Annotated in this window: 30 protein-coding genes; 8 read left to right on the top strand and 22 right to left on the bottom strand. The window is 68.5% G+C overall.

What is annotated here, in order from left to right; translation table 11 throughout:
* Position 1: 1 nt before the first annotated feature.
* The 4 genes from AC3RX1_RS16900 to AC3RX1_RS16885 are packed head-to-tail and all read right to left on the bottom strand — an operon-like array spanning position 2 to position 5,087.
* The gene (locus AC3RX1_RS16900) at positions 2-3,259 is read right to left on the bottom strand and encodes a TrbL/VirB6 family protein (protein ID WP_491502372.1); all 3,258 of its coding nucleotides are present in this window, start codon (positions 3,257-3,259) and stop codon (positions 2-4) included.
* Complete coding sequence (locus AC3RX1_RS16895; protein ID WP_491502371.1) at positions 3,252-3,722, bottom strand: hypothetical protein; 471 nt, start codon at positions 3,720-3,722, stop codon at positions 3,252-3,254. Before AC3RX1_RS16895 ends, AC3RX1_RS16900 begins: the two co-directional genes overlap by 8 nt.
* 7 nt (positions 3,723-3,729) lie before the next feature.
* Complete coding sequence (locus tag AC3RX1_RS16890; protein ID WP_491502370.1) at positions 3,730-4,017, bottom strand: hypothetical protein; 288 nt, start codon at positions 4,015-4,017, stop codon at positions 3,730-3,732.
* A 44-nt stretch (positions 4,018-4,061) separates the two neighbouring features.
* The gene (locus AC3RX1_RS16885; protein ID WP_491502369.1) at positions 4,062-5,087 is read right to left on the bottom strand and encodes a hypothetical protein; all 1,026 of its coding nucleotides are present in this window, start codon (positions 5,085-5,087) and stop codon (positions 4,062-4,064) included.
* Between the two features lie 234 nt (positions 5,088-5,321).
* On the opposite strand from AC3RX1_RS16885, the gene AC3RX1_RS16880 reads away from it, so the two are divergent.
* The 6 genes from AC3RX1_RS16880 (at position 5,322) to AC3RX1_RS16855 (ending at position 8,656) form a co-directional block, all read left to right on the top strand.
* On the top strand, positions 5,322-5,834 hold the full coding sequence (locus AC3RX1_RS16880) for a DNA N-6-adenine-methyltransferase (RefSeq protein ID WP_491502368.1): 513 nt from the start codon (positions 5,322-5,324) through the stop codon (positions 5,832-5,834).
* A 3-nt stretch (positions 5,835-5,837) separates the two neighbouring features.
* Positions 5,838-6,971: a DNA-methyltransferase gene (locus tag AC3RX1_RS16875; protein ID WP_491502367.1), complete on the top strand. Its 1,134-nt coding sequence runs from the start codon at positions 5,838-5,840 to the stop codon at positions 6,969-6,971.
* A gap of 2 nt (positions 6,972-6,973) precedes the next feature.
* Positions 6,974-7,414 carry a hypothetical protein gene (locus tag AC3RX1_RS16870; protein ID WP_491502366.1) on the top strand — a complete coding sequence of 147 codons (441 nt, stop codon included), beginning with the start codon at positions 6,974-6,976 and terminating at the stop codon, positions 7,412-7,414.
* Complete coding sequence (locus AC3RX1_RS16865; protein ID WP_491502365.1) at positions 7,404-7,682, top strand: hypothetical protein; 279 nt, start codon at positions 7,404-7,406, stop codon at positions 7,680-7,682. Before AC3RX1_RS16870 ends, AC3RX1_RS16865 begins: the two co-directional genes overlap by 11 nt.
* Positions 7,679-8,140, top strand: coding sequence for a hypothetical protein (locus AC3RX1_RS16860; RefSeq protein ID WP_491502364.1), 462 nt, complete (start codon positions 7,679-7,681; stop codon positions 8,138-8,140). Before AC3RX1_RS16865 ends, AC3RX1_RS16860 begins: the two co-directional genes overlap by 4 nt.
* Positions 8,141-8,296: 156 nt before the next feature.
* A complete protein-coding gene (locus AC3RX1_RS16855; RefSeq protein ID WP_491502363.1) occupies positions 8,297-8,656 on the top strand; it encodes a hypothetical protein in 360 nt (119 codons plus the stop codon).
* Between the two features lie 53 nt (positions 8,657-8,709).
* On the opposite strand, the gene AC3RX1_RS16850 is transcribed toward AC3RX1_RS16855, so the two are convergent.
* From AC3RX1_RS16850 to AC3RX1_RS16810, 9 genes are all read right to left on the bottom strand, one after another.
* Positions 8,710-9,324 (bottom strand): HAD domain-containing protein, encoded by a 615-nt coding sequence (locus tag AC3RX1_RS16850; RefSeq protein ID WP_491502362.1) that lies wholly within the window; start codon positions 9,322-9,324, stop codon positions 8,710-8,712.
* Positions 9,321-10,100, bottom strand: a complete 780-nt coding sequence (locus tag AC3RX1_RS16845) for a hypothetical protein (RefSeq protein WP_491502361.1) — start codon at positions 10,098-10,100, stop codon at positions 9,321-9,323. Before AC3RX1_RS16845 ends, AC3RX1_RS16850 begins: the two co-directional genes overlap by 4 nt.
* Positions 10,101-10,134: 34 nt before the next feature.
* Positions 10,135-10,530: a hypothetical protein gene (locus AC3RX1_RS16840; protein ID WP_491502360.1), complete on the bottom strand. Its 396-nt coding sequence runs from the start codon at positions 10,528-10,530 to the stop codon at positions 10,135-10,137.
* Positions 10,527-12,542 carry an NAD-dependent DNA ligase LigA gene (ligA, locus tag AC3RX1_RS16835; RefSeq protein WP_491502359.1) on the bottom strand — a complete coding sequence of 672 codons (2,016 nt, stop codon included), beginning with the start codon at positions 12,540-12,542 and terminating at the stop codon, positions 10,527-10,529. The genes AC3RX1_RS16840 and ligA overlap by 4 nt, the downstream gene beginning before the upstream one ends.
* A 517-nt stretch (positions 12,543-13,059) precedes the next feature.
* Positions 13,060-13,515, bottom strand: a complete 456-nt coding sequence (locus AC3RX1_RS16830; RefSeq protein ID WP_491502358.1) for a hypothetical protein — start codon at positions 13,513-13,515, stop codon at positions 13,060-13,062.
* Positions 13,508-13,924 carry a hypothetical protein gene (locus tag AC3RX1_RS16825; RefSeq protein WP_491502357.1) on the bottom strand — a complete coding sequence of 139 codons (417 nt, stop codon included), beginning with the start codon at positions 13,922-13,924 and terminating at the stop codon, positions 13,508-13,510. Before AC3RX1_RS16825 ends, AC3RX1_RS16830 begins: the two co-directional genes overlap by 8 nt.
* 113 nt (positions 13,925-14,037) lie before the next feature.
* Positions 14,038-14,175: a hypothetical protein gene (locus tag AC3RX1_RS16820; RefSeq protein WP_491502356.1), complete on the bottom strand. Its 138-nt coding sequence runs from the start codon at positions 14,173-14,175 to the stop codon at positions 14,038-14,040.
* Between the two features lie 72 nt (positions 14,176-14,247).
* The gene (locus tag AC3RX1_RS16815; protein ID WP_491502355.1) at positions 14,248-15,372 is read right to left on the bottom strand and encodes an ArdC-like ssDNA-binding domain-containing protein; all 1,125 of its coding nucleotides are present in this window, start codon (positions 15,370-15,372) and stop codon (positions 14,248-14,250) included.
* Positions 15,373-15,879 (bottom strand): hypothetical protein, encoded by a 507-nt coding sequence (locus tag AC3RX1_RS16810; protein WP_491502354.1) that lies wholly within the window; start codon positions 15,877-15,879, stop codon positions 15,373-15,375.
* A gap of 94 nt (positions 15,880-15,973) precedes the next feature.
* On the opposite strand from AC3RX1_RS16810, the gene AC3RX1_RS16805 reads away from it, so the two are divergent.
* A complete protein-coding gene (locus AC3RX1_RS16805) occupies positions 15,974-16,417 on the top strand; it encodes a hypothetical protein (RefSeq protein WP_491502353.1) in 444 nt (147 codons plus the stop codon).
* Here the strand turns inward: AC3RX1_RS16805 and AC3RX1_RS16800 are convergent.
* From AC3RX1_RS16800 to AC3RX1_RS16780, 5 genes are all read right to left on the bottom strand, one after another.
* Complete coding sequence (locus AC3RX1_RS16800; protein WP_491502352.1) at positions 16,414-17,127, bottom strand: hypothetical protein; 714 nt, start codon at positions 17,125-17,127, stop codon at positions 16,414-16,416. The two genes, AC3RX1_RS16805 and AC3RX1_RS16800, sit on opposite strands and share 4 nt — an antisense overlap.
* Positions 17,128-17,180: 53 nt before the next feature.
* Positions 17,181-17,636 carry a hypothetical protein gene (locus tag AC3RX1_RS16795; RefSeq protein ID WP_491502351.1) on the bottom strand — a complete coding sequence of 152 codons (456 nt, stop codon included), beginning with the start codon at positions 17,634-17,636 and terminating at the stop codon, positions 17,181-17,183.
* Between the two features lie 171 nt (positions 17,637-17,807).
* Entirely contained in the window at positions 17,808-18,164 is a 357-nt protein-coding gene (locus AC3RX1_RS16790; RefSeq protein ID WP_491502350.1) for a hypothetical protein, read from the bottom strand.
* Positions 18,154-18,411, bottom strand: coding sequence for a hypothetical protein (locus AC3RX1_RS16785; RefSeq protein ID WP_491502349.1), 258 nt, complete (start codon positions 18,409-18,411; stop codon positions 18,154-18,156). The genes AC3RX1_RS16790 and AC3RX1_RS16785 overlap by 11 nt, the downstream gene beginning before the upstream one ends.
* Before the next feature lie 29 nt (positions 18,412-18,440).
* A complete protein-coding gene (locus AC3RX1_RS16780) occupies positions 18,441-18,773 on the bottom strand; it encodes a hypothetical protein (protein WP_491502348.1) in 333 nt (110 codons plus the stop codon).
* A gap of 59 nt (positions 18,774-18,832) precedes the next feature.
* Between AC3RX1_RS16780 and AC3RX1_RS16775 the strand changes: the two genes are divergently transcribed.
* Entirely contained in the window at positions 18,833-19,000 is a 168-nt protein-coding gene (locus tag AC3RX1_RS16775; protein WP_491502347.1) for a hypothetical protein, read from the top strand.
* Here the strand turns inward: AC3RX1_RS16775 and AC3RX1_RS16770 are convergent.
* The 4 genes from AC3RX1_RS16770 to AC3RX1_RS16755 are packed head-to-tail and all read right to left on the bottom strand — an operon-like array spanning position 18,997 to position 25,253.
* Positions 18,997-19,689: a hypothetical protein gene (locus tag AC3RX1_RS16770; RefSeq protein ID WP_491502346.1), complete on the bottom strand. Its 693-nt coding sequence runs from the start codon at positions 19,687-19,689 to the stop codon at positions 18,997-18,999. The genes AC3RX1_RS16775 and AC3RX1_RS16770 overlap by 4 nt on opposite strands.
* A 26-nt stretch (positions 19,690-19,715) precedes the next feature.
* Positions 19,716-20,657 carry an NAD(P)/FAD-dependent oxidoreductase gene (locus AC3RX1_RS16765; protein WP_491502345.1) on the bottom strand — a complete coding sequence of 314 codons (942 nt, stop codon included), beginning with the start codon at positions 20,655-20,657 and terminating at the stop codon, positions 19,716-19,718.
* Positions 20,654-23,029 (bottom strand): transglycosylase domain-containing protein, encoded by a 2,376-nt coding sequence (locus tag AC3RX1_RS16760; RefSeq protein ID WP_491502344.1) that lies wholly within the window; start codon positions 23,027-23,029, stop codon positions 20,654-20,656. The genes AC3RX1_RS16765 and AC3RX1_RS16760 overlap by 4 nt, the downstream gene beginning before the upstream one ends.
* Before the next feature lie 13 nt (positions 23,030-23,042).
* Entirely contained in the window at positions 23,043-25,253 is a 2,211-nt protein-coding gene (locus AC3RX1_RS16755; RefSeq protein ID WP_491502343.1) for a DEAD/DEAH box helicase, read from the bottom strand.
* Between the last annotated feature and the right edge of the window lie 34 nt (positions 25,254-25,287).

The following is a 25,287-nucleotide window of genomic DNA, read 5'->3' as shown; positions in this document are numbered from 1 at the left end:
CCTAGTGGTCTGCGGCTTCGCTGGTCTGCTGGTGGTTGCCGTCGCCGGCACCCGTTGTCTCAGATGTACGCGGCGCTGCGGCGGGAGCCACTGCAGGCGCCGGACGCTCTGCGGCCTTCTTGGCCACGTAGTCCTGCACGAACTGCTGGCGCTCACCGAGAGGCGCCTGCCGACGGCGCTCTGCGGCCTTGCGTGCGGAGCGCAGTGTCATCGCCGCGGCGACCGGGGCTGCCGCTGGGAACACCATTGCCGCACCGACGGTTGCCGCACCCAGAGCGAACGGTGTCGCGGCTCGTGCGCCCTTGCGGACGGCCGCCGCGCCCCGGCTGATGCCCTCCGATGCGGTCCGTGCGGCGCTCGCACCGCGCCGGCCGAGGTCGGCGGCTGCCTGCGCCACAGTTGCGGTGTTGTGCTTGGCGAGGGCCAGCTTCTCACTGGCCACCGTTGCCACCTCGGACACCGACTGCCCGATGCGGGCGCGCGGGCGGTTGACCCGGGGCTCCGGGGCAGGCGCGGGCGCGGCGCTCTCGCGGGTCATGTCGAGCGGCGCAGCCTTCCGGACGGTGTCGCCGGCGCCAGGCGCTGCCGCCAGGGGCGCGGGCGTCGCCGTCGGTTCCATGAGGAACCCGGACAGGTCGTTCCCGTAGCTGGGCTCCTGCTCCTGCTGCACGCTCTCGACGCTCTGCACGGCACGGCGCTCAGTGCGCTCTGCCCGCTTCTGCGCCGTGTAAGCGACGATCGCTGCACGCTTGCCGGCAGGGCTGAGGTCGGCCCAGGCGAGCGTCTCACCGGTCGGTGCGTTCGTGCCGTACGCGCCGCCTTCGATGCCGGGTTCGAGCATGAACCCGTCGAGGTCACTGCCGGCCGCGTTGAGGCTGCCGACCCGCTCCCGGCCGCCCTCACTGAGGTAGACGGCGTCGGGGTCCATGCCTGCAGGGAGCGCCCCGCCGGCTGCAAGCGACGTCTGCAGGGCGCTCGCCCGATCTGCGTCACGCTCCGCTCGACGCTGCTCCCGCATCGAGCGACGGGTGGGGGCCTGCCCGTGCTCGGCACGCCACAGGTCCTCGGCTTCGGCCTCCAGCTGCTTGCGCTCGCGCTCCGGAAGCGCCTCGACCTGGGATGCGGCGTCCGTCGCGCGGTCCGCGCGGGTGCGCAGCGCGCCTTCCGCTCCCGTGCCACCGGTGACCTGACCCGGCGTCTCGGGTGCCTCCGGACGGCGGGTGCCGTCACCGGTCCCCCGGACGGCCTGCCGCTGACGGTCTGACATCAGGGCGCGTGTCAGACGGTTGGAGTTCATGGCATGGGCCCCGGCCTCACGAGCCTTCTCGCCGGCGTGGCCGCGCACCTGCCGCAGCTTGTTGGTCACAGCACCCGTGACGGCGCCACCGAGCGCTCCCCCGGCGAGTCCCCATGCCGCCGCGCCGCTGAGGGTCATCGGCGAGGGCACCTTCAGCACCTTCGAGAACAGGAAGTGGAGGGCGACGACCGCCATGACGGGGCTGAACGCGATCCACAGGGCCGCGCCCGGGCTGCCGGCAGGGCCGAGCAGGCTCGACAGCTGCGAGATGATCGCACTGAACAGTGCGATCACCGACAGGATGATCGAGGTGGCGAACGCGAACAGGGTGACGCCGATGAACCGCTGTGCCGGGCCCGCCATCTGGGCACCGAAGCTGTCGTTTCGGAACAGGGACATCACGAGGACGATGAACAGCATGCCCACCGCGAGCACCATGAACAGCTTCGCGCCAAAGGTGATGAGGGATAGCAGGCCGAAGATCAGCATCGCGACCAGCGATCCGAGCGCGTAGATCCCGCCGACCACGTACCCGCCGAACACGGCGCCGCCGTTGGACCCGTGCAGCGAGGTCAGGAAGTTGTCGACGTCGGGGTCGCTCGTCTTGCTGGTGATGTCGGACTGCTTGCCGCCGATGTCGAAGACGTTCCCGTTGTAGTTCATGTCGTCACGGGTGCCACTCCAGGCCGCGTAGCAGTCCGTGGGGGTGATCCACGCCTTGCCGTCACGGTCCTTCGCCCACCCGTTTCGCACAGTGAAGCTGCCGGCTGCGTTGGGCGCCGCGGTGTTCGGCTGGCAGGCAGCCCAGAACACCATCGCCCGGTCATTGACCTCGTTGTCGCCGGAGGCGGCGAACAGCGGGTTGTCGCGGCCGTTGCCGAGCCCCGAGACGGTGTCGGTGGTAGCCGGCCAGCCGCCGCGACTGCCCATGATCGCCATCTGCATCTTCGAGTACGTGCTCTCACCGCTCTGGCGCTCCAGCTGGCGGCACGCGACCTCCTCGGCGAACTCGTTCGAGTCGCCGAACTGGATAGCCTGGTAGGCGGGCATGACGGAGTTCAGCCACATCGTGTTCAGGACGTTCACGATGGCAAGCGTGCCGGGACGCACGTGCCCCGTCTTGCCGCCGATCGACGCGGTGGCGCTGCGCTGCGCGAGCCCGAACGACGCGGTCTCGAGGCGCGAGCAGGACCACGGGTTGTCGCCGGTGGTGTCGGTGGCAGTCACGCTCGTCGTGATATTGCGCACGCCCTCCATGAGCGGGGGCACGGCGCCGGAGGCGACGGTGTCCACCGAGTCGCTGAGAGCCTTCGCGACCCACACCGGTGAGCCGATCTTCGGCTGGTAGGCCTGGCTTCCCGATGGCGGCGCGCCGTTGGTGGAGGCGGCGGCCTGCGCGCTCATCACCGTGATCAGCGCGATGACGATTCCTGCCTGCACGAGACGGCCGAAAGGGCGGGTGCCGGGCCGGCGGAGCGCTCGCCAGATGACGATGATCAGGAGGAACGCCACGATCATCGCGAAGATGACGGTGTTGTCCTTCAACACCTCTCCGACGATGCCGCTGAGCTTGTCCACCTGGTAGCCGAGCGGTCCGTTCAGCGCGTCGAACGAGGTTGCCGAGCGAGTCCAGTTGTTCGCGATCTGCCACATGCCGTTACCCGTGGACAGTGACATGCCGCTCATGCTGCGGCCGACGAAGGTCCCCATGGCGCCCACCGGGTCCCAGGAGTTGGTCCGGGAGTGGACGCCCATGTTCGACCAGCGGGTGATCACGAGGAACGGGCTGTTCGCGAACTTCGTGTCCGACAGGCTGTCTACGGCGTCCTGCGGGTTGTCACTGGTGTCGGCGTACACGACAGCGCTCGCCCTCACCTCGGTGGCTGCGGCGGGGGCCGCAGCCATTCCCATCGTCAGTGCGGCGACGATCGGCAGGATGATGAGGGCGAGCAGCTTACGCATGGAGGAGAGAGGCCTTCTTCTCACGGGTCGCAACGTCCTGGCCCACGGCGATCACTGTCAGCTGATCGCGGTAGGCGGTGACGAACTGCGGCACGAGACTCTTCATCTGCGGAGCCTGGACGGGCCGGCCGCAGATATGGATGGTGTTCGCGCGCTTCTTGGCGCGGCGCGCATCCATATATGCGTGGCTGCGCCACAGCTGGAGCCCGCGCTTGGTGCGACCGTCGAACAGGAACAGCCCGACTACCACGGTGATCACCGGGATGATCGCTGCGATCGCGAACATCTTCGGTGCGAGCAGGGCGATGATCGTCCCGACCACGAGGGCCAGGATCAGACCGAGACCGGCCGACACAAGGCTGACCCAGAACGTGCGGCGGTTCATCTCGAAGGTCGAGACGATGACCGAGCGTTCGTCATCCTTGCGCCGGCCGGTGAGCCCGGTCAGCGAGTAGGCGTACACGCTGCTCTCAGAACAGCCCGATGACCCAGTTGACCGCAGCCGAGCCCATCTTGATGATGACGTCGGTCAGGTTCATCAGGATCGGGATGATCAGCGCGGGGCCGGTGAGGATCGCCGGGAGGACGACAGCCGCCATCCACGGGAACGAGCTCATCCCGCCGCCGCCCTTGCGCTTCTGCCAGATCCACTTCCCGAAGTAGATGACGAACAGCAGTGCACCGATCGTGGCGAGCACGCCCGCCACCGCTGCCTGCTGGGGCACCATGCCCCACAGCTTGTCCCAGCCAGCCTTCATAGCCGGTTCCTTTCAGGAGGTTGTTGGTTGTCGGTCGACGCCGCTTACCCTGCGGAGGGTGCGGTGCCGACCTCCGCGGCCGCGGTCACGGCGGCGTCCCACAGGCGCTGCGCGTATGCGGAGTGCCGGCGAAGTGTGGCGGCGATCTGGCCGCGCTCGGTCTCGGTGGGCTCACCGAACGGGGCGAACAGCACGTCCTCATCGGCCGGGCTCAGCTCGCCGAGCTCCCATGCGGTGGCCATCGTCAGCGGGCCACCGCACGCCGATGCGTGCTTGCGGACCGCCTTGGCGTCCGTGATTGATCCGGCCGAGACCTGGGGGCCGTCGCCGGCGACCAGGTCCCAGGCGTTCTTCCGCAGGTCTGCGGCACCTGCCGCGGGTACCTCGTCCTCGCCGTACTCGTGGTCGTCGTGGTTTGCCCGGTCCAGCTGGTCCATCGCGGAGGCGGCGGCCGACGTGGAGGTGGCGAACCCGGAGGTCTGCTCGGTCGCCGGCAGCATGTCGCCGAGGGTCGTGTGCGACTCGCCCTGGCCGATCTCCTGGTCCAGCGACTGCGCCGCCTGACGGTTGTGGTAGCCGATCGGCGGGCGCCGGCCGGCGGGGCGGGAGACGCGCACCTCCTCCGCGAGGTCCTCGTACTCGCGGTTGGAGGGCTGACGGCCGTTCTCCTGCACCCAGCGGTCCAGCCGCTCCTTCAGGAGCCGGCGGCCGGTGAGGGCGGAGTGGTGCTCGTCGGGCGCGAGGAAGCGCGAGGAGACGGCGGCGGTCGCACGGTTCAGGAACGCGCCCTGGAACGCGTGTGCGGTCCCCCGGCGGTGCTGCGCGAGGACATCGACGATCGTCGTCTGGACGATGTCGTCCTCGTCGGCGAACGAGTGGCCGCGCTTGATGGAGTAGCGGCGGGCGTGCTCGCGGATCTTCTCCCAGCCTTCGATGATCTGAGCGTCGTCGAGGCTGTCACGGGTTGGGAGGGTGATGTCCGGTGCGCTGAGCTCCTGCTCGCCGAACTGCCCGTTGGCGGTGCGGGCGGACTCACGAGCGGACTGCGCGGTGGCGCTGATGATCGTCATGCCGAGGATGTACGCGGCGTCGAGATAGCGGCGATCGCCGCCATGTCTCCGGAGCTCCCGCGCGCCGCTGCGTGACACGCGCTCGACAGCGGTCGACGCCAGCGCCGGGTTACAGGACACGCGCTCGCTATCGGCCAGCTGTTACGAAGGCCGAACGCCGCCGAGCTCCGGTCCTAGCGCATAGGCGGGGGTGACATCAGCATCCTCGACGTCTGGCGGCGCCCTGTGAGCGGCATGAGCTCGCACCAGTCGCATGCCGCGCAGACAACCACCTGGCTGACGCCGCCGGAGATCATCGGGGCGCTCGGGCCATTCGATCTCGATCCGTGCGCGGCGCCCTCCCCCAGGCCATGGGCGACCGCTGCCCGCCACATCGAACTGCCGACCGACGGACTCAGTGAGCCGTGGTCGGGACGCGTGTGGTGCAACCCGCCTTACGGCGCGGCCACCTGGTCGTGGCTCTCCCAGCTCGCCTCGCACCCTGGAGGCGGGATCGCGCTGATCTTCGCGCGCACGGAGACCGCCGGGTTCGTCCGGGAGGTGTGGGGCAAGGCGACCGCGATCCTGTTCCTGCACGGCCGGTTGCACTTCCACCTGGCCGATGGGACGCGAGCGAAAGTGAACAGTGGCGCGCCCTCGTGCCTTGTCGCCTACGGTACGTGGGCAGCGGAGCGTCTCCGGACATCGGGCCTTGACGGCACGTTCGTCCCGCTCCGGGAGGCAGCGATAACCGAGCCTCACGCATAGGCGATGGTGAGTGAACCGACCTTCTCTGTGATCAACGCGGACGCGCTTGTCGCGCTCCGGGAGTTCCCCGACAACAGTGTGGATGCGGTGGTCGCCGACCCGCCATACGGGCTCACCGGGCTCACGACGAAGAAGGTCACCGATGTCCTGTCGCGGTGGACAGCCGGCGAACGCGACTACGTGCCGTCTGGCCGCGGGTTCATGGGGCGCGAGTGGGACCGGTTCGTGCCCCCGCCCGCGCTGTGGGACGAGGCGTACCGGGTGCTGAAGCCCGGCGGGTTCCTGGTCGCATTCGCCGGCGCGCGGACCACTGACCTCATGGGCCTGTCCATCCGGCTCGCGGGGTTCGACATCCAGCGGAACCTCGCGTGGCTGAGAGCGGATGCCTTCGCGAAATCGCCCTACTCGCTGAAGCCCGGCCATGAGCCGATCACGCTCGCGCAGAAGCCGTGCGAGGGGTCTGTCGCCGCGAACCTCGAACGGTGGGGCGTGGGCGCGCTGAACATCGAGGACTGCCGCACCCCGTATGTCTCACAGGCCGATGAGGCTGAGACGAAGACGAAGAACGCGCACGGCAGGTTCGGCACACGCCACGGCGGCAACAGCGTCTTCGGCGACTTCGGCGACGAGCTGCGAGACGACTACAACCCACCCGGCCGGTGGCCCTCCGACGCGATCCTCGACGAGGCGGCCGCGGACCTCCTGGATGCCACGAACCCGCACGCGGTCTCCCGCAAGGGCAAGGCGCGCTCGGGTGCGGCGGGCCACGGCTGGGGCATGACCGCGTCCGGCACGGAACACGACGACGCGGGAGGACCTTCGCGGTTCTTCCCCCGCCTCGACGATGGCAGCCCCGCCGGGTTCCACTACGCAGGGCGCGCCACGGCGCGGGAGCGCGTCGTCGGGCCGGATGGCACCAAGCACCCGACCGTGAAGCCGCTGTCGGTCATGCGATGGCTGGTGCGCCTGGTCGCTCCGCAGGGTGGATTGGTGATGGACCCGTTCGCCGGCTCCGGGACGACTCTCGAGGCCGCTCTTGTGGAAGGACGCAGCGTGATCGGCATCGAAGCGCACACCCCGTTCATCCCGCTGATCGACCAGCGCATCGCGCGAGCCCTTGCACCTGGAAAGGACTGACCATGGACAGCCGCATTCCCGTCACCGTCGTCTCGGGCCTGATCCTCCACCCTGACAAGCTGACCGAGGCCGGCAAGCGGCTCATGGGCCGCGACCTGCTGAAGTTCCTGTGGGCAGGCGCCGTCGCCCTCGGGCTCGTGCTCTGGTACATCTGGTCTGACGCCATGCTCTCGGTCATGTTCGCATCCACCGGCCTGGCCCTGGCCGGCCTCACCGCGCTCATGCTGCTGCCGCTTGCGTACATCACCTTCGTCATCATCGTCGCGTTCAAAGAGGTCCGGATCCTGAAGGGTCCGCCGACCGAGCTCGTGGACGACGGGCTGGCACTTCCCGGCCGGCTGCTCTGGGAGAGCCCGCTGCCTGCGGGCCTTGACGACGTGCAGGCATACGAGCACCTGTCCGCCGCGTACGCGGCCGAGAAGGAGGAGAACCGTGAACACTGAAGTTGCAACAGCCGTCGAGGTGAGGACCGTCACCGGCACCGTCTACGTCGTCGACCGTGAACAGCGCACCCTCCGGCGGATCCCGTCGGCCCGCCGCCCCCGCGGCGTCGCTGGCTCCGTCGGCCGCCCGCACGACTTTCAGACCGTCGAATACACCTCCGTCGACGAGCCCTCCGCAGGGAAGGTGATGACGTACAGCTACCTGGACGAGGACGGCCAGGTCCACGTCTACAGCTCCGACGTGATCGAGGAGGTCACACCGCGATGAACCGGATCATCTCCGCGGGCTCCCGCAGCTGGGACCTCGACAGCCAGCCCGGCATCCTCGTCCCTCCCGCCATCGCTGAGAGTCTGGCGCTCGCAGCCACCGACGCTGGCATCCCGCTGCTCCGGATCACCGAGCACTCCCCCGCGACTCTCCGCGCTCTCCTCGAAATGGTGGTGTACCGTGCCGGCCTGCTGGAGCGGTTCGGCCTGGAGCGCACCGCGCTTCTGCCCACGGCGTTCCGGCCGCACCCGGTGATCGTCCTGATGAGCGCCCGGGATCTATGGTCTGCGGGCGCCGACTCGTTCTTCCAGAACCAGATGAGCGCGCTGATGCACAATGCCGGCGGCGGGGACGTCTTCTACCTCATCTCGTGCACCGACGACGATGCGGTGCCCGGGTGGGCGTGGCAGTCGTTCGACTACGCGTTCGATGACGAGGAGCAGACAGAGGACGCCTGACCCAGTGTGCACAGCGTGTCCATAGGGTCCGATATCCTGCTGAGACCCTTGAAGGAGTCCTTGATGCACCGACTGTCCCGCCCGCTCGCCGTTCTTGCCTGCGCTGCAGCCGTCCTGTCTCTCAGCGCGTGTTCCGCGCCCTCGAGCCCCGCAGCGATGAAGGCCGCCGAGCAGGTCAACGCCGCAGGCGAGGGCCCGCAGTGCCTGGACAACTCGAAGCTCGCGGGCTCGCCGCAGCTCATGCGCGACGTGCACGCCGTGAAGAGCGTGAAAGTGAACGCCGAGGACCATGAGACGGTACTGCCCGCCGGGACGAACTGGATCGTGACGGCCACCTACTCCACCGATGACGTGACGGACTCCACCGCGTACTTCACGGCGCACGAGGATGACAAGGGCGCGGTCTGCATCAACGCGGTCCACTATGACGAGAGTGACCGCGGCGACGTGTACGTCCAGAGCTACGGCGAGGACTACATCAAGCTGACGCAGGCGATCGCGAAGCTCGCCGGCTGATCCTGATCATCGGCGGGCCGTAGTAGATGCGAGCCCTCGGCTGTGTGGCGGCGTCAGCCGTCCCGCGCTCCGTTAGCCGCGGCTCCAGCCGGTTCGAGCCCTGCGAGTCGTCGCAGCTGCTCCAGCTCGCTTGGGCCGATCCCGGTGTGCACATCGGGGCTGATCATCTTCAGCCGAGGGTCGGCGATGAGGCGGTCGCTGATCTCGCCGGACCTGATCGCGTGGCTGATGTCGTCGTCGATCCAGACGAGCAGGTCGTTCGCCGTGGACGGGTGCTCGACGAGCCATCGCTCGACGGCCACCAGCTTCCACCATCTGCCGCCGTGAGCGCGGTATTCGGCCTCCGTCGCGAACATGCGCTCCAACCCGCCGGCCAGCTCCGGCACGTCCAGCGCGCCCGCCAACTGGCGGGGAGCCTCGGTCCACCACGAGGTGTGCCACAGCACCCGAACGAGGGGCATGTCGTCGTCCCTCCGCACGGACGTGAGCTCTCGCAACGTCGCGGCCACAGGCTGAGCGACGAGCGGCCTGAAGGCGGCGTTCAGCGGCGTGAACGACCATCCCGTCCGCTTCTCGTGGCGCAGGGGATCATCGGGGTGCGGAATCGGGCTGACGACGCCATCGAAGTCGATGGCGATCGTGACGTTGTGGGGCGTCCCTTCAGTCACCGCGCGGGGTCCCCGAGGCGCATGACGATGTCACCGGCAAGGGCGTAGTCCCCGGCGTTGAACTGCCCGGCCCGGCCGGGCTCCGGCCACTCCCCGGACTCCATCGACCAGAACGAGTCATGGATGATCTGCGCGATCACCGCTGTCCCTGCCGAGGCGATGCCCGTGGTGATCCGCTCCACCTCGTCTGTGTGGCGGTCGGGGTCAAGGTGCTCCCCCGATTCCACCACGGCGCCGCCGCACAGCAGGCAGACGCCCTGGCGCACGTACTCTGAGCGCTCGCGCTCGACTGGCACTTCAGCACCCTCGACCTTCATCGCGGTGAGCAGGATCGCTCGCGCACGCTCGAGGTACGCATCCCGCTGCACCCACACCTCGAGATCGGGGGCATCCCACGGGATCCGGCCTCGGACATACGACCCGACGGGCTTCTGCTCGTAGAGGACTTTGGCGGCTGCCCGCACCTGAGCTTCGCTCGGTCCGACCGGCTGGGGCAGCCGTTCGACCGCCGCGCTGGGGTTCGCGTCCTCCCAGAAGACCTGGTTCAGAGCGTAGAGAACCGCTCCGCGAGTCATCCCCGCGTCCTTCATCCGCTCAAGCGTCTGTGCGATGTCGCCGAGTGTTGCCTGCGGGTTGTAGGGCGCGTTGAGCGCCGCGCGGTATCCGCCCTCGAACCCTCGCCTGGCAGCCTCGGCCAAGGCGTTTTCCAGATTTTCCTCGACGCTCCGTGCCGGCACGTACGGCGCAGGGTGCGCCTCGTCGGCGATGTCGCTCACAGGGCGAGGGCGGTCGTGCTGTTGCATGCCCGGTCTATGCGCGGTCACCGCAAGTACCCCCGCCGTCGATGATCCGTCGTGTAGCGCAGGGCCACGCTGTGCCGCAGTGGCTGCAGATGACGTACGGCTCGAAGTGGGTAGGTTCCCCTGTGCGATCCCAGTCGTCGTGCGCGTACCGAGCCACCTCGCCACGCTTCTCGATGTGGCCGGCTGCGATCTGTGCGAGCTTCGCCTCGGCCGAATCGCTCCCGCCTTCTGCGGCGGCCTCTTCGATGGCACTCTCGATCTTGTCCGCCACCCTCTTGAGCAGCGCACTGTTCGCGCGAGCAGCGTCGGCCTCGGGCCCCGCATACGCGGCGCCCGCTGTGATGTCCTCCTCCCGAGCAACCTCTCGGATTGCGAAGACGATGGATGACGCGATGCCGCTCACAGCCCGAGCCTCTCCGCGAACTCGTCCGGCGTGATGGTCTCGATGCCAAGATCGGTCGCCTTCGCGAGCTTCGATCCGGCGCCGTCACCGGCCACCAGCAGCGAGGTGTTCTTCGACACACTGCCCGATGCCTTGCCGCCGTGGCGCTCGATGAGCTCGTTCATCTCGTTCCGGCCGTACGACTCCAGCTTCGTGCCCTTCGTGGACCCGGTGACGACGACGGCCATACCGGCCAGCGGCAGGGCTGCGGCGTCCGTGTCGTCCTCGACCTCGCTGGTGACGCCGAGTTCGATGAGGTCACGGATGACCTTCCTGTTGCGTTGGAGGCCCGCGTAGATCACCTCTGCGCGTCCCGCGGCGATGCCCTCGACCTGCATCAGGTCGTCGGGCGTGGCCGCGAGCAGCGCATCCAGGCTTCGGAAGTGCGCGGCGAGCCGGCGGCCGAACGTGCGTCCGGTCAGCCGGATGCCGAGCGCGGTGATGACCCGGTTCAGCGGCTGCAAGCGGGCGAGGTCAATCTGGTCGATGATCTTCCGGGCGGTGGCCTTGCCGAGTCGGCGGACGTTCCCCGTGCTGGTGAAGCCCATGTCGAGGTCTGCGAGCTCGTCCACGTCCAGCGAGAACAGATGGGCGATGTTCCCGACGACACCCTCGCTGACCAGCGCGTCCGCGACCTCGCGGCCGAGCCCGTCAATGTCCAGCACGTCACGGGACGCGGCGTACGCGATGAGAGCGCTGACCGAGTCGGCAGGGTTCGTGGACCGCCAGATGGTCTGCTTCGTGTCGTAGGGGAACCCGTCCTTGTCCTCCGTCGGCGGCGTCCACGGCTCGGTGTCCTCGCCGTTGGTCACGCTGAGCACCTGGGGGATGATGTCGTTCGCCTTGTACACGAGAGCTCGGGAACCGATGCGGACGTCCTTCGCTCGGATCTGCTCCACGTTGTGCAGGGACGCACGGCTGATGGTGGACCCGTCCACGAGCACGGGGTCGAACACCGCGGTGAAGCTCAGGTTTCCGGTGCGGCCGACCTCGACCAGGATGTCGCGGATGACCGTCTCACCGGTCTGGGCCTCGTACTTGTAGGCGACGGCCCACTTCGGGGCGCGGGAGCCTGCACCGAGGGCAGAGCGGACAGCGGCGCCCGTGGCCTTGATCACCGCTCCGTCCGTCGGGTACGGGTAGTCGGCGCGCATCTGGCCGAACTCCTCGACTGCAGCGATGACGGACTCGGGGTGGCTGGCAAGGTGGGTGACCGCACCGGGCAGGCTGTCGGCGAAGATGAACCTCTGGTCTGCGGACGGAAAGCCGTCGTGCTCGTAGGTCACGAAGGTCATCTCGACGTCGTATTCGAGGGTCTCTGCGCGCAGGGACCCTGCCGCGGCGTTGCGGGGGTTCGCGAATCCGCCCTTGCCCGCCGCGATGCGGTTCGCGTTCGACGCAGCGAAGTCCGCATCGCTCATCAGGAGCTCACCGCGGACCTCGAAGCTGTTGTCGAGCGGAGCGCCGCTGCGGTACTCCAGGCGGCCGGGGAGACCCTTGACGTGCACGTTCGCGCGCGTGATGCGGTCGGTGACGTCCTCGCCTGCCTGCCCGCTGCCACGGGTGACGACCTGCGCGAGGAGGCCGTCACGGTAGACCGCGCGAATCGCGAGCCCGTCGAGCTTCGGCTGCATGGAAACCGTGGTGTGCCGGTCCCCGCCTGCCTCGACGACGCGCAGGAGGAACTTGCGGAAGTCGTCCTCGGTCTTCACCTTCTCGAGCGAGAGCATCGGGCTCGGGTGCGGCACGTCGCCGGTCCCGGCACCTGCGGCGACCTCGGAGAGCTGGCTGTCGGCCGTGACCTCAGGGTGCTGATCCTCGTAGGCGCGAACCGCGTCCAGCAGACCGTCGTACTCGGCGTCGGTCAGCGGCGAGTTGTCGTTGTCGCCGGCCGGCTCGTAGTAAGCGGCCGCGGCCCCGTGCAGGGTAGTGAGGGCCGAGGTGTACTCGTCGTACGTCGTGATGGTCGTCATACTGCCTTCTATGCGCGGCTCCCCTGCGGGTCGCCGCTCCTCGTGAGCTGCGCCCACGACTCGCCGGGCTCCGTGCGCCGCTGTTCGATATCGGCCGGTCTGGTTGCCGGCTCGGCGAGCCTAGCGATCGCGGATGACGCACCGCGACCCGCGGGACCACGAGCGTCGCGATGAACGCGCATAGAGAGCACGTCCCACGCGCACGGCGCGTCACCCGTGCGGCACCGCCGCACCAACGTAGGAGCTCTCTAGGGATCTGTTCGCCCTCGGAGCAGCCGGCCTCGCCGGGCTGGTCGTCTTCCTCGTCCTCGGCGCGATCGCCGTGATCGCCTACCGCCTCTTGTACATGGTGCCCAAGGCCGACGAGGCGTCGCATGTGAGGGTGACGAACCGGAACGCGGTCATGGCGCCTCCCACGCGTCCGGCGCCTCGTCCTGAACCGTGATCTTCCCGTCGGCGGCGCGCACCACCCACTGGCCCGGCAGTACCGTGACGTCGCCATGTTCCGAACCGAACATCATCGACCAGCCCGGTCCGTAACCGTACCCGTACGAGCGTCCGTCGGCGCTCGTGAGGAGGCGGACGACCTCACCCGGAACCCCATCCAGGGGGTTACCGCTCGGCGCCCAGTGACGGCACGCAGCGGCGTCTTGCCGCACAGGATGCATTGTCCGAGGCGACTAGCGAAGTCGGGAACGCTGTCCGCGGCAGCCGGGACATGGCCGCGCAGGGTGTCGTCGCACGACGCCCACTGCAGGTCCAGCACCGCCGTCCGGCGGTGCGCCTCGTACGCCTCGGGCTTGATGCCGGCTGTCGCGAGCTCGCGGTCGGTCCAGTCGGCCCACCGGTGCCTTGGCCACTCGTGCTCGAGCTCGCGGTACTCGTACCCGCCCTCGATGCCGCAGATGGTGATCCCGTCCCGCTTGAGCGACGCGCGGGTCTGCCCGCAGTGGAGGCAGGACCGGTCAGCCACGCGCTGCGCCTTCGCCCCGTGCGGATTCCAGTTCGCGCTGTGCGCGGCGAACCGCTTCTTCCAGCGCGGCGATACGCTGCTCACGGTTGCGCTGCTCCGCCGCTCGCTTCGCGTTGATCGCGTCCCAGTACTGGCGGCGCGCCCAGACGTGGATGTCCTGCTCGGGTGCGTTGAGCAAGGTGCGCGGGATAGTGGTTTCAATCGGCTGACACCAGGGCCAGCTCGTCACGCTGAGTTTCACGGTCTCTCTGCCGAGGCGGAACATCACATTCGGGCGCTTCCAGGCTGCCCAGCAGAACGCCGCCGGCAGGGTGTGCGCGGGGAACTTCCGCATGACACGTGCGATGTGTTCCAGGATGTGCTCGATGCGTCCCTGAGCGTCGGCGATCGCGTTCTCGTGATTGTGCATGAGGTCCCCTGGGTCATTGGTGGCCGTCAGGGGCGGGCCCGTCCTCACCGCCCCTGACGGTCGTTCGTGACACCTCTATGCGCGTGGCTGCGACGTCGCGGTATCCAGGACCATCAGTCCGCCGAGGCGAACCGCTGGTCTGCCTCCGTGTCGGCTGCGTACTGCTCGGCCTGCTCCTCGGCGGCCGGCCCGGAGAACTCGAGCGTCTCGCCGGTCGCCTCGTCCTGGAGGTAGATGATGTCGTCGGTCATGCTGTTCACCCTGCGGCGATCAGGCTCCCTACGATCGCTGCTCGTCGTTCGCGCAGCGGGCGACGCACTGGCTCATGCTGCTTGGGCTGCGGGCGCCGCGGCCACCTCGGTGTTCCGCCACGCGGCTCCGTCCAGGGCCGCCTTCACGGCCTTCTGCACGGTGTTGCCGGTTGCGCGCAGGTCCTCCTGGGACCGGCGTCCCCAGCCGGCGACGTACTCACTGGCACCCCGCAGGTGCGCCTCCATCCCGTTCGCACGGCTGAGCACGTAGGCGAAGGACTCGGCCTCCATCTCCATGTCCCCCCGGCGGCCGGCGTGCCCGGTGTGGTACTGGCCCTTGTTCTCCTCGTCGAGGTGTCCGCACATGATGTGCCCGAGTTCGTGTGCGAGGGTCGTCGCCTTCTCCCCGTCGCTCAGCCGGGAGTCGATGACGACCCGCTTGCCGGCGCCATCGCGGCCTGGCGAGGTGAACCCCTTCGCGCCGCTAGAGATCTCCTCGAACGAGACTGGGTAGCCCTGCTTCTCGATCGCAGTGATCAGGTCGTCGGTGTAGCCGGCGGGCGGCTCCTCGGTGAGGGGGCGGTCCCACTCCGCCTCAGGCAGCGGGGCGCCTTCTGTCTGGGAGATGTCGAACACGGTGGTCGGAATGGACCGCACGTACTTCTTGATGACGTTGCCGTTCGCGTCGCGCCGCACGTTCCCCTGCTCGTCCTTGTCGGCCACGAGCATCGGGGCGAAGATGGCGATGCCCTTCTCGCCCTTCTTGGGTGCGCGGCCGAGCTCCTTCCAGAGCTTGAACGAGGCGACCTTGGTGGCGGTCGGGTGCTGGATCCAGATGAGCATCTGGTTGTTCAGCGAGTACCGGTGGAACTTGCCCATCGTGTTCAGGTACCGCTGCCAGCCTTCATCGTCCGCGAGCTCGTCGACGGCGAGCTCCAGCTCGTGCTGCATGACCTTGATGCGCTCGTCCCGGTCGGCGATCGCGTTGAAGTGCACTCCACGCCCAGGGCTCGCGATGCTCGCGTCCGGGGTCTCCCCGAGGGCGATGTCGGGGGTCGAGTGCGCCTGAGGTCCGAACCGACCGTCCGTGGCGCGAGCGCCCTCGCGTGCGGCCTCGGCTGTTGCGCTGATGTTGGTGCTCATGAACAGGATGTACGCGGCGGCCGACCAGACAAACAGCGTGGCGATGAATGGCACTCAGACGAGGATGTGCCGGAGCAGAGCGTCACCTTCGAGGGCGGCCAGATCGGTGGTGTAAGCGGCCTCCGTGGCGGTCAGGTGGGGCGCGCAGGTGCCGGTCGCGCGCAGCTGGGACAGATTCAACGAGAGCCGGACAGCGTGCCGGCGCCGTTTGAAATCCCCGAACGCGAACTTCACGATCGTCCGCCGGTACTTCGAGGTGACATCTCCTCCGCAGACGCGATACGACTCGATCAGCGGGCGCAACGCGGCTCCTGCTGGCGCCCATTCCTTCAGGGGGCTGAACAGGGCCTCCGCCGACTGGTGAGAGCCGCTCGCTGCCATCTCCAGGAAGGTCCGCCACCCGACCTGTGTGATGTCGGTCACACCATCCGTGTGCTGGCGGGCGCGACCGGTGTCAGTGTGGGTCACGATGAAGGTGTCGTGGTCGGTCCCGGCGTGTGCGAGTCCGTACAGATGCGAACCATGCACCGTCCGGAACACGATGTCATTGCGCTGAACCACGCTTCCCTATACGCGATCACATGGTTCGTTCGCGGAGCGGGCGATGAATAGTGAGTGGTGCGCGGGCCCTACGAGCCCGCGCATAACACCAGGCATGACGACGCATGCAGAGCCCAGTGAGTCGTTCGCGCAGCGAGCGACGAGCAGCGACCGCGGGGAGCCCGCACAGGACATCTCGATCCGCTTCGGTCAGATCATCAGCTCGGTGATCGCCGACATCGTCGAGCACGTCGATCCCGACGCGCCCCGCCAGGTTCCCGACGAGAGCACGGTCACCCGCCTGTTCGGCGAGAACGGGGTCGCGGCGCTGAGCGGATTCCTGCAGGCGTGCGCCGGCGGCTATTCGGCGGGCCTTGCCGACACGCTGGAGCACAGCGATCGGGCAGACATGCTGGCCTCCACGATCCGCGCCTTGCACCAGAAGGACATGTTCGGGGACTGCATCGCCGACGGGGACCGCTACCCGTGCAAGTCCGTGCGCGCCTGCGACATCGTCGTCGGGCTCGGCGAGGCCGACGTCGAGGAGCCGGTGGTCTAGCCCCCGATCTCGCGCTCGGTGCGGATCCGGCGTTTGATCTCCTCGCGCACCCGACCGCTCGCCGTCTCGTCGAGATAGCGCGCGTACTGCTGCTCGACGGTGTGGCCGGTGAGCGACGGTGTGAACTGGTCGCGTGGGACGTTGACCCGCAGGCTCAGCTCGACCAGGTCCCACTGACCGGCGGCCGCGTGGACCTCCATGCCGAACCAGTCGTTGTAGACCCGCTGCACGATGTGCTCGTACTGGTCGAGCGTCGCGCTGTCGAGCGTCAGGTCATCGTCGCCGCTGCCGGTCTCCACGATGTCGTCGTCGATCTCGACGTTGACGAGGACAACATCGGGATCATCGAACGAGGAGTAGGCGCTCACCTCGCGCACCCGGGCACCTTCGGGGTCGATGCGCGTGCGCACGTCGCTCAGTGCGAGATCGTAGAACGGGTAGTCGGTCGAGTAGAACGCCTCGTAGGCGACGTCCTCGTCCCCGAGCTCGCTGATGTCGGCGACCCGCGGCGCGCCGAACTCATCGACCAGGACGAGCGCGCCGTCGCCGTCCTCGACCATCGCGCGAACGTGCGCGGCACCATCGCGTTCGTCCGGTGTCGCGAATGGGAACGGAACGTCGGGCGCCGAGTGCAGCTGTGCTCCGAAACGCCCGTCGGCCGCGCGGGCGGACTCGCGCGCCTGCGCTGCGGTGTCGCTGATGATCGTCATGCCCACGTATGTACGCGGCGGCGCTGCGCAGCCCCTTGCATAGGTGGACAGGCTCAGATGCGGTGCGGAACGGAGCCGACGTACTTCCCGAGCGTCGCGAGGTCGATGGGAATCGGGACTCGGACCTGACCGCCATGCACCCAGTCGTCGGCACGGAAACCGGACACCTGCTGTCCGCTCTCCGGCGCCAGCCGAACGTTCCCATGTTCCGTGATCTCGATGATCTGGCCGATGACGCCCCTCTGGTACCGCGTACCAGAGTTGACGGTCAGCATGACGATGAGGCCGGGGCGCAGCTTGTCGAACGGCAATCGGGCCCACGTCCAGACCACAGCTTCCGGATCGCATGCTGCGTCGAACGCGCGGTCGAGCTGCCGATACTCGTCGATGACGGCGTCCGCAGCGTCGAGGGCGGCTAGCTCTAGATCGAAGGGGTTGAACGGGATCTCGATGCCCAGCGGGTTCCCATTCATCACGCCGCTCAGGAGGTAGTCCTCGGTGTCGGGCATCAGGCGGCGCCGATCAGCTTCGGGTCGATGACCTGCCAGCCGGTGACATCTCGGCCGACGATCTCTCGCGCTCCCCGTCGGGCCGTGACGTACCGGTAGTCCTCCGCGATCTGCCCGAGGCTGTTTCGGACGGGGCCGCCGGGCAGCTCTCCGGGCTTGCGCAGCAGGTACTCACGACTGCCGGGGGTCGTAGGAACCGCGCACGTAGCCTGTGGCCCACGCCCAGTTCGTACCGTCCCACGCGTCTTGCGGCACCTCGTAGACGGTGAGCCCGCCGCGGTGCGATGACTCCCACCAGAGACTGCGGAAGAAGGTCGCGTTGATGCGGGATGCGAGAGCCTCGTTCCCAGACCATCCGTGCGTGACGAAGGATACGCGGATCACCGGACGGCCGAGCTGACCGGTGGCCTCCTCGTACCTCGCCGGGTCCGCCCACCCGATTCGGTTCCACTCGTCGACGAACTCGTGCGGCGTGCCGGTGAACGCATCGAACGCGGCCCACTGCTCGTCGGCGATATCAGCGATCATCGCCTGGCGTCGAGGTATCAGCATTCGGTTCAGTGGTCGTCAGATCGTAGCTGTTGAAGTCGTTGGCGACGAGCCAAGCCATGGGCGAACCGCTCTCCCGTGCGTCATCGACGAGCGGGATGACCGGCGGAGGGAGCAGCCGCAGACCTCCGCCCCACTCGGGTTCAGCGGGCAGCGACTCGATGGCCGTGCGCAGCGCGCTCATGATCTGCAGCGCGTCGCGCAGATGCGATTCCGTCAGCATCATCGTCCCGCCCCTCCTGTCGTTGTGGTGGCCTATGCGCGAACGTGCGCACGGAGCGCGTCGGTGAACGCGACGACCGGGTCATCGGCAAACAGCGCGTCGGTCATGGCACCGGCGATCTCCCCGACGCCCTCGGTGAACGCCGTGAAGTCGTCGGTGGTGATGAGGTCGTGGCCGGCGAGCATGATCGCCGCATCGACAGCCTTCTGCTTCAGGTCGGGTCGGTACGTCTCGATGAGCACGACACGCTGTGCGGCACGGCCGGCTGTCCGCAGTTCCTCGGTGCGGCCGGTCTTGTGGGCGGCGTCCCAGAGCCGCGAACGGGCGGCTTGCAACGGAGTCATGTCGGTGATCGTGTTGCTCATGCCCCTGTTATGCGCAGTGCGGACGCGACGCGGTGGCGTTGAGCGAGTAGCGTGACCCCATGCTCGACGACGTGGATGGCCAGCCCCGCTGCCACCAGTGCGGAACCGTCATGCGAGACTCCGACGGCGGGTTCCTCTGCGGGTCGTGCGGCTCGTTCATCCCGTACGCGGTGGCGCCATCGCATCCGGGCGACGGGCACGGCGTCGTGGAGTTCGGCCGCAGCTAGCCGAACACCCGCCGCCAGAAGCCCTGCGGCGCTGCCATATCGGGAAGCGGGTGCGGGGCGAAACGGAAGACCTTCCGCTGTCCATCGACCATCTCGAGCGCGAGCGGGTGCACGCACCCAGCGATCTCAGAGAGACGGGCGCCGTGGACGATGGCGCCCTGCGGGTCGCGGGCGACGACCAACTCGACACTGTCGCCGACAGCACGCAGCTCGACCTCCCCGCCACCACTCGCCTCGTTCAACTCCTGCAGGACTCCGGCCTTCAGGCGGCTTGCTGATTCGTAGTACTCGTCGGCGGCCGCGAAGACGTCGTCGATGCGACTCGGCTGCGCATGGCTCGCCTCACACTGTCCGCCGACCGGCAGGCTGACCAAGTACGCGGCGGCAACGCCCGCCTCGCCGTCCCCGGTGTAGCGGGTCCACTCTGAGCCATGGCGAATCTCAGTCACCGAAATCCCGTCACCAGCCTGTTCGAGGCGTGCCGCGTCCGCGCCCAGCTCGCGCAGAGACCACCGGAGATGTCGCTCGGCGGTCTCCTGCACACGCGCCGCGGCCTGTTCAATCCGCTCGCGCCGCTCCATGAGCTCGACGAGCGTGTCGTCCTTTGCAATCCCGATGTCGGGCGCGGAGTGGGCATGGGGCGCGAAGCGCCCGTCGGCGTGGCGTAGGAGTTCTGTCGGTGCTGGCACAACGGAGATGTGCGCTGCTCGCGCGCTTACGAGCGCGCGGCGAGGTACTGCTCGGCGTCGAGTGCGGCGACGGCGCCGGAACCGGCAGCGATCACCGCCTGCCGGTAGACAGGGTCGATCGCGTCGCCTGCGGCGAACACACCGGGCACGGACGTGCGCGACGAGCGTCCGTCCACGACGATATGACCGGCGTCCGTCACCTCGACCTGCCCGTGCACGAGGTGGGTGCGCGGGTCGCTGCCGACGGCGATGAACACGGCGGCCGTGTCGAACATGCAGTCCGGAGCGCTCTCGCCCGCGTGGAGCACGACGCCGTTCACGCTGTCCTGCCCGAGGATCGCGCCCACGCGCACGCCGAGGCGGACGGTGATCCGCGGTTCTGCGGCGAGCCGGTCCTGCAGAACGCGCGAGGCGCGCATCGAGCCGCGCACGAGCACGGTGACGTGGGAGGCATGCGTTGCCAGGTGCAGGGCCTCCTCGGCCGCCGAGTCACCGCCACCGACCACGACCACGTCCTGGCCCCGATAGAAGAATCCGTCGCACGTGGCGCACCAGGAGACGCCGCGCCCGGTGAACTCCCGCTCGCCAGCGATGTTCAGGTGCCGGTAGGCAGACCCGGTCGCCAGGATCACTGCACGCGTCCGCACATCGTCCTGACCGTCTGTCCTGACCACCTTCTCGGGCCCGGACAGGTCGAGACCGATCGCGCTGCGGTAGAAGGTTCGTGCGCCGAACTGCTCAGCCTGCTCCTGCATCTGCGTGACGAGCTCAGGTCCTTCGATCCCCTCAGGGAACCCCGGGTAGTTCTCGACGGTCGTCGTGGTGGACAGGTCCCCGCCGGGCATCCCGGACGCGAGGACGAGGGGGCTGAGCCCAGCGCGCGCCGCGTAGAGGGCGGCGGACCATGCGGCGACTCCCCCGCCGATGATCACGAGGTTCTCGGCGGTGCGCTGTGCGGTGGTCGTCATTTCGTCTCCACGAGGATCGGCGTGCCCGGCAGCATCTGTGCGCCAGCCTCCGGGCTCTGCGCAGCGATCAATGCGTTCTCGGCCTGGTCAGCGCCTATGCGTGGCACGACCTTCGCGCCGGCGTCCCGTGCCGCAGCGATCGTCTTGCCCACGAGGTTCGGGGCCACGGTGACTTTGACCTTCCCCGGTGTCGTCGCTCCTCGCGGGAACTGCGTGCCGCTGTAGAGCTTGTCGAGCGTCGCCTGTGCACTCCTCGCGAGCGTGTACCGGACGTCGGAGCCGGGTACCCCGCCGATGCGGATCCGGCTGAGGTTGGTGTGGCCGTTCGCGTTCCCCACCCACACGGCGGACGCAGCCGCCGTGGACGAGGTGACGAGCATTGTCTGGGTCTTGTCGTGCGTCCCGGTCTTCCCGATCAGCGGGGTCCCATCCGCCGGGTTCGCGCGAGCACCGGTCCCCGAGCCTTCCATGACGCCGCGGAGAGCCCTGGCCGCCGAAGCCGCGACAGCCTTCGAGGTGACTCGGCGGCACGAAGCATCGGAGGTGTCGACGGTCTTCCCGGAACGGTCGATCACCCGGTCGACCGCTCGCGGCTCGCACCAGATGCCGCCTGCGCCGATCGCGGCGTACGCGGACGCCATATCGACCGGGGCGATCGCTTTGCTGCCCAGCACGTCGTAGACGTTGTTCGACGATGTGACGGCGCTGCCGTCACCGAGGCGAACCCCGAACCGGGCCGCGGTCTGGTTGATAGCGCACAGGTCGAGCTTCTCGGCCATCGCGAGGTACCCGGAGTTCAGCGAGTCACGGGTGAACGACATGGGAGATCCCCACCACCCGTACCCGTTGTCGAAGTTCCTGATGAACGTGTCGTTGGGCACTCGACGGCCACCGCAGCTGAGCCCGGAGAACACACGGTTCGTCCCGTTCACGTAGTCGTACACCCCGCGGCCGGACTCGAGCCACGCGACGAGGGTGAACAGCTTGTATGTGGACCCGACCGAGAACCCGATCGACCCGCCGTGCGCGCTGTCGCCGGCGTACACGAGGCCCGTGCGGCCGGACCCGGAGGTGGCGGCGCCCGCCGAGTACTCGGTGTTCTGGGTCAGCGCGAGAATGCGGCCCGTGCCTGCCTCAACCTGCACACTGGCGGCGGCGACATCCGTTCCAGCGACGGTCTGAGGCACCGCGCGGTGCATGTCGGCGGCGGTCGCCTTCAGGACCCGCTCGTCGAGCGTCGTGTACACGCGGAGCCCGCCCGTGCGCAGCGTCCGCTCGCGCTCCGCTCTCGTGCCTCCGAGCGCCGGGCTGCCGAGCAGCTCGTCGACGGCGTACCGGCAGAAGTAGGCGGCATCGCCTGCGCCCTCGCACCCGGTGGGCAGAGGGACGATCTTCGCTGCGATCGGCTCGGCCGCGGCCGCGTCGTGCTGGGCCGCAGTGATCCGCCCCTCAGCGAGCATCCGGTCCAGCACGTACGCCCGGCGCCGTTCAGTGAGTGGGTAGCCATTCTGCTTGCCGTTCGTCGAGCCGTCCGGCAGGTCGAGCCGCAGGTCGTTCGGCGACTGCACCATGCCGGCAAGGGCCGCCGCCTGAGCCAATGTGAGCTTGCTCGCGCTGGTCCCGAAGTACCGCTGCGCGGCGGCGCCGATTCCGTAGACGTTGCCACCGAACCCGACGGTGTTCATGTACCCGGTGATGATCTCGGTCTTCGACATCTGCCGGGTCAGCCTGGAGGCCTGAATCGCTTCGGTGACCTTCCGTGCGATGCCATCCGCTCCGTCGGAGGCCGCTGCCTGATCCCAGCAGGAGGCCACGGCCTCGGCGTCCGCGGCGCCCGACGCGCACGACTGGAGCTTCACCGTCTTGACGTACTGCTGAGTGATCGTGGACGCGCCCTGGTTCGTCCCGTTCATCGTGTTGCTGAGCGCGGCCCGCAGGATCCCCTTCGCATCGACGCCCGGGTTCGTGAAGAACGTCGGGTCCTCCGCGGAGACGAGCGCGTCCACGAACAGCGGGGACACCTTGTCGAACGTCACCGGGATCCGGTACTCGTCGTAGATCGTCGCCAGCGCCCGGGACTTCCCCGTCTTCGGGTCGGTGGCGTAGATGATGCTCGGCGCGTCGACCGGTGCGACGGCGATGTCGGCGACCTTGTTCACGATCGTGATCGCCGCGCCCGCTGCTGCGCGCGTCGCGAGGATCGAGGGAAGGGCGCCGAGGGTGACCATGGCACCTGCGACCGCGGCGAGCAGCACGATCCCGAGGAGACCGCGGATCGGCTTTCGTCCGGCGGGCCGCTCGTCGGCCTGGTTCATCAGCTCGGACAGCACGAACAGGGAGTCCGCGTGAATCAGCGGTTTGCGGGAGGGCATGGCCCTCTATGCGCTACGCCGCCAGTTTGTCGACGACCTCCTGAACCATCCCCCAGACGATGTCGCGGGGCTTGATCGCCTCCTCGGCGCTGGCGACGGCCACGTTGTTGCTGTCGTCGCCGAACACCACCTCGAGGGTCTGGCCCTTCTCGGCGAGTTTCGCCTGCACGTGCTCATCGAGGGTGCCCTCAGCAGTGAGCACCGTGGTCCACACCGTGCGCTCCTGCCCAATCCGGTGCGCCCGGTCGATGGCCTGCAGCATGATCGCCGGGGTCCAGTCGCTCTCCACGAACAGCACGTCCGATGCGCGGGTCAGGGTGATCCCGACGCCGGCGGCGGTGATCGACAGGAACAGGGCGCTGAGCTTCCCAGCCTGGAACTGGTCCACGACGCGGTCGCGTTCTGCGCCCGTCACCTGCCCGTCGATGACACCGAAGGTGAACCCGGCTTTGGCAGCAGAGTCCGCGAGCGCCCCGATCACGTCCTTGTGGTGCGCCCAGACGAGGATCGGCCGGTCCGGGTTGCCGTCGATGTGGTCGGCGACCATCTCGATTGCAGCCGGCACCTTCGTCAGTCCAGCGGCGTGACGCAGTTGGGAGGCGAAGCGCAGGTTGTCCTCGGCGTACTCCTTCTGCTCGTCAGGGCTCGGGAACCGGCCGAACTCCTTGCGGAAGGCCGTGACCCACTCGGTGATGGTGTCGATGACCTCCTTGTGGGTCTTCCGGTACTCAGTGAGCTTCACGTCCACCACGACCTCGCGCGGCGGCATCCGCTTGGGGAGGAACGGCAGGACGTCGTCCTTGGTCCGCCTCACCCACACGTGCTCATTGAGCATCCGGTTGAGCTCTGGCAGCGCCCGCTTCATCGGATGCCAGGCGCCGTACCGGTCCTGCCGGCAGAACTTCTTGAGAAACGGGCCCGCGCCACCGAACACGGGGGCGAGATGACCGGTGAACTCGAGGATCGGCACCAGCTCGTGGGGACCGGACAGCAGCGGTGTCCCGGTGATCGCAACGGCGCGGGCGTGCGGCGCGCGGCTGCGCAGGTCGAGCACCGCGTTAGAGCGCTCGGACCCCATCGTCTTCATCCGGTGCGCTTCGTCGTACAGCATGACCGCCGCGGGAGTCGTGCCGCCCTCGACCGGCTCGTTGAGCCATTCGGCGATCGCCGTGAGAGCTGCGGGCCTGGACGCGAGTGTCGAGTCGGAGATGACAACGACCCGCGGCGGGATGAACCTCGCGGTCTCGCGCGCCTTCTTGCTTCGGGGCGGTTTCCAGTCGCGTTCATGGAGCGCCGGTTCCTTGCGCCCACTGATGAACACGGCGATCTCGTCCGCTGAGGCGATCCCGCTCTTCACCGTCTCGCGCTTCCAGTTGGTGAGGACGACCGGCGGGCAGATGATGAGCATTCGCCCGAACCGCATCGCTGCGGATGCGGCGAGGCTCTGAAAGGTCTTCCCCACGCCCGGGGAGTCGGCGAGGAGGGTGTGGCCGCCGGCGACCGCGTACGCGCCGATCACCTGGTAGCCATAGAGGTCGACCCCGAAGCTGCCAACCGGGCCGCCCAGATGGTTCTGGATCGCGCGGATGTGCTCGGCGACCTCGCGGGGTTCCAGCGCGTTGGCGAGGGCCGCTACATGCTCGTCGAGGGCCGGGTCTAGCGACGGGGTGATCCCGTGCACCTCGTAGGACCGGGCGATCGAGCGCTCGTCCCACGGGATGCCGTGTCTCGGGCTGGCACCCAAGACCACGTCGGAGACCGGCACCTTCAGCAGGCGGCGCTTCCCGTCCCAGATCGCGGAGCCGTCGGTGATCTCCTGCACACCCTTGGTCCCCATGAACCGAGGGCGGACGAGAACGGTGCGGTTGTCGGAGGCGAGCATCGTCACCGGCTCGTACAGCTGGGAGAGCTGGCTGACGCCGGCGTCAGCGAGCTCGCCGTCGGTCGGCAGAATCAGCTCGATGCCAGCCTCGGCGAGCACGCGATCCGGGCCGGGCCCCAGACTGTTGACGGCCCACGCGTTCTCGTCGGGATCCCAGCGTCTGCCCGGCAGTGCGCGCACCCAGTCCTGCAGGGTGAGGCTGCGGCGTGACGCGTGGTGCGCGCCATAGGGGAACGTGACGGTGATGTAAGGCTCGCGGAGCGTCCCTTTCAAGTGCGCGGACCCGGTGACCGTGGCGAGAGCCGTCGACGCGAACCGCTCGGCCAGGGACGAGCCGCTCATTCGGCGCTATCCTCGGCGCCGGTCAGGGCCTGCG

It is taken from the genome of Microbacterium altimontanum, from assembly GCF_058349865.2.
This window is presented reverse-complemented; position numbering and strand designations above follow the sequence as displayed.